This is a genomic window from Vibrio sp. 10N.261.55.A7, assembly GCF_002877365.1.
Classification (GTDB): Bacteria; Pseudomonadota; Gammaproteobacteria; order Enterobacterales; family Vibrionaceae; genus Vibrio.
The window spans coordinates 1-3,846 of record NZ_MCWZ01000036.1 but is presented as its reverse complement, the minus strand read 5'-3'; the positions used below and the strand labels follow the sequence as shown (position 1 = coordinate 3,846).

Annotated in this window: 1 protein-coding gene and 1 pseudogene; both read left to right on the top strand. The window is 48.0% G+C overall.

What is annotated here, in order from left to right; genetic code table 11:
- Nucleotides 1–621, top strand: a pseudogene (locus BCU12_RS03905) (Hsp70 family protein); the annotation flags it as partial.
- Nucleotides 622–673: 52 nt separating this feature from the next.
- A complete protein-coding gene (locus BCU12_RS03900) occupies nt 674–3,496 on the top strand; it encodes an Hsp70 family protein (protein WP_102403078.1) in 2,823 nt (940 codons plus the stop codon).
- Nucleotides 3,497–3,846: the final 350 nt, after the last annotated feature.

Genomic DNA, 3,846 nt, shown 5'->3' with positions numbered 1-3,846 from the left:
TTGAAATCAGAACTGCTAGCAAGTCGTCTGCGTGACACACTGAATGCTTGGCTAACGACTGCCGGACAACCAGAAGCCAAATCGCTGACGGGTCTAGACATTGACCTCGCTGTCGCAAGCGGCGCGGCCTATTATGGCTGCGTTCGTCACGGCCAAGGTGTTCGTATTCGCGGAGGTATTGCTTCTAGTTACTACGTGGGAATTGAAAGTGCGATGCCAGCCATTCCAGGAATGGCACCACCATTAGAGGCATTGTGTATTGCCCCATTTGGTATGGAAGAAGGTTCTATCGCCAAAGTGCCAAGCCAAGAATTTGGTCTTGTGATTGGGCAACCCGTCCATTTCCAATTCTACGGTTCAACAACGCGCCGAGACGATGAAGCGGGGACACATCTGGATCACTGGGCACCAAGCGAGCTCGAAGAGTTGCCCGAAATTCAAGTCACATTACCTGTTTCTGAAGGCCGCCGTGAAGGTGAAGTCGTCCCTGTAAGCTTGGTATCACGCGTGACAGAACTTGGCACGCTTTACCTTGAAGCCATTGCCACCGACAATGGTCAAAAATGGCATGTCGAGTTCGATGTGCGAGAAGATTCGGCTTCAAGTGAGCTGACACAGTAAACATCATCGGCATCTAATTTAGATGCCGTTTTTTCATAATTAGGGTGTGCAAATGGCATCATCTCGATTTCTCGTTGGTATCGATCTTGGTACAACGAATACAGTTGTGGCGTATTGTGAAAATAGCGATCAACTAGAACAAGAATCAGTTTCACTGTTTGAAATTGACCAACTAGTAGGGCCTGGCGAAGTGGTTAGAAAGCCACTGCTTCCCTCTTTCCGTTACCATCCTGCGCAAGGGCAAGTTTCCCCTTCTGATGTCACTCTGCCTTGGCAAGACTCGCAAGTTAAAGGCGACATTGAACAGGTTATTATTGGCGAATGGGCAAGAGAGCTTGGCGCTAAAGTCGAAGGCAGACAAGTTGCAAGTGCAAAGAGCTGGTTGTCTCATCAGGCGGTAGACAGAGAATCGGACATTCTGCCTTGGGCAGGCGCTGCGGATGTAGAAAAAGTATCCCCGCTTGTCGCAAGTGCCAGTTATCTCAATCACATTCGTCTTGCATGGAATCATCGCAATCCTAGCAACCCTCTAGAAAATCAGGATGTGGTCGTCACCGTACCGGCATCCTTTGACGAAACGGCTCGAAAACTCACCATCGAAGCCGCTAAACTGGCGGGCTTACCAAAAATCATCTTGCTTGAGGAGCCACAAGCGGTTTGCTATGACTGGCACTCTCGTCACAAAGACAGCGCTGACACGGAATTAGCTCAGCTACCGCTTATCTTGGTGTGTGATGTCGGTGGCGGTACCACCGACCTTAGCCTTATCGAAGCCAAGATCGACGACAACAATCCATTGGCGCTGAATCGAATCGGGGTTGGCGATCATCTTATGCTTGGCGGGGACAATCTCGACTTGGCCTTAGCGCACCTTGCAGAACAGCGATTTAATCAATCCAAAAAATTGAATGCTGCCGCCTTAACCAAGTTAATCCAACAGACTCGTCGTGCCAAAGAGCAGTTGCTTTCAAACAACGCGCCTGAAGAGATGAAGATCACCATGCTAGGCAGTGGTTCTCGACTGTTAGGTGGCACTAAAAGTGTGAATTTGACCAAACAAGAAGTCCACCAAATTGCTCTGGACGGCTTCTTTCCTTTGAGTGATTTTGGTCAGATACCAGATAAACGTCGAGCTGCGATGGTCGAGTTTGGGTTGCCTTATGTTTCCGACCCTGCTGTCAGCAAGCACTTGGCTCAGTTTCTACAGCAACATCAGAAAGTCTCTCGCTCGGCTCTTTCTCAAAACAGTCAGACTGAAATTGATGGATCAGTGCCAGCAATTCCAGTCGCTTTGCTGTTAAATGGTGGCGTGTTTAACAGTGAGCTTGTGACTTCGCGTATGACCTCACTACTTGAGCAGTGGCGTAACGGACCTATCACTTTGCTGGATAACCCGCATCCCGATCTATCTGTTGCGCTAGGCGCGGTCGCGTTTGCCAAAGCTCGTCGAGGTGCACTACTTAAGATTGGCGGAGGGTCGGCTCGCTCTTACTTTTTGCATCTAGAACAGAAAAACAAGAAAAGCCAAGCACTGTGCCTGCTCGCAAAAGGGACAGAGGAAGGCCAAGAAATTCGCTTAAGTGGGCGTAAATTTTCCCTAACGCTTGGGGAGCCTGTTCGCTTTAATCTGCTGACATCGACCCACGATAGGCTAGCCAACAATGTTGAAGCGCAAAATGGTTTGCTCGTCGACATTGACCCAGACTTATACTCACCACTGCCACCTTACATTACAACACTGGAAGGTGAGCCGGATGCATCTCTCCATGAAAACCAAAAAGAGCGCGTAGAAGTTCAGCTTGCTTGCCAACTTACGGAAGTCGGCACGCTTCAACTCGAATGCGTGGCTGCTGAGAGCAACAAACGATGGAACCTTGAGTTTGAGGTTCGCAACCAATCCACTGACGATCACGAAGAAAACAAGAGCGACCCTAAGCTCATCGAAGCAAAAGCGCTCATTTCTCGACTCTATAGTGGCAACAAGAAAAACGCCGATTCCAAAGAGATCAAAACACTCACCAAGAATCTAGAGAAATCTCTTGGTAAGCGTGAACTCTGGGACTTCTCTACACTTCGTCAATTATTCGATAGTTTTGCCTTGGGCAAAAAGCGCAGAAGGCGCTCAGAATCTCATGAGAAGAATTGGCTAAGACTCGCGGGCTACACAATGAGGCCAGGGTTTGGTGATGCGACTGACTCTTGGCGTATCGATCAGCTATGGCCGCTCTATCAGCAAAACATTCAGTTTAAGAACCACCAGGGTTGGACGGATTGGTGGGTCTTTTGGCGTCGTATTGCGGGCGGTCTTAACCAAGAACAACAAGAGACATTGTTGGCAGACATTGCCAAATACCTACACCCAGGTGCCATGAAAAACCCGAAAACAGCGCAGCTTGCCCAAGACAATGGATACGAGTCTATGGTTCGCTTGGCTGCATCATTAGAGCACCTTGAGGTTGAAGATAAGGTCCTGCTGACTAACTGGTTTATGAGCAAGGCCATCAACCATGGACAGTTTGAACAGGCGCATTGGTGGGCAGTTGGCCGACTTGCTTCGAGAACCCCACTCTATGGCAGCCAACATACGGTTATTCCACGAGAGCAAGCCGAACAATGGCTGCCAACGCTCTTGCAGCAGGACTGGCAAAAGGAGCCTATGATTGCGTTTGCATCCGTGATGATCTGTCGTAAGACTGGTGATCGTCAGTTTGATATCTCTGATGATTTCAGAGCAGACGTATTGGCCAAACTCAGTAAGAGTAAGGTACCCGAATCTTGGGTTAATCTAGTGAACGAGGTAGCTGAACTCACTGAAAACGAAACGAAGCGAGTGTTCGGCGATGCACTCCCAAGTGGCTTAAGATTGCTTAACTAACCCGCTTATAGTGACTAAAAACACAGCCACTTGGTCAGCATAACGACAATAATGAAACAGCCGCTAGGTTCTTACAGAAAGCGGCTGTTTTTATTTTCAAGAAACACTCCACTTTCTCCAAGAGAGTATGCTAGTATTCGTCTCGGCCTGATATCAGACCTATTTATATGAATGAAGTGTTATGTATTTGAAAATCCTCGAACGCCAGCTTACCAGCTTGTTCATGGAGTCTTTCCTGCCATATATCGCAACAACACATAAATAATTCTTTTGGCTACAACTGCATTTATGCGAATTATTTTGAAAATTAAGGAGACATCATGTCTAAAGCAACTGGTACAGTAAAATGG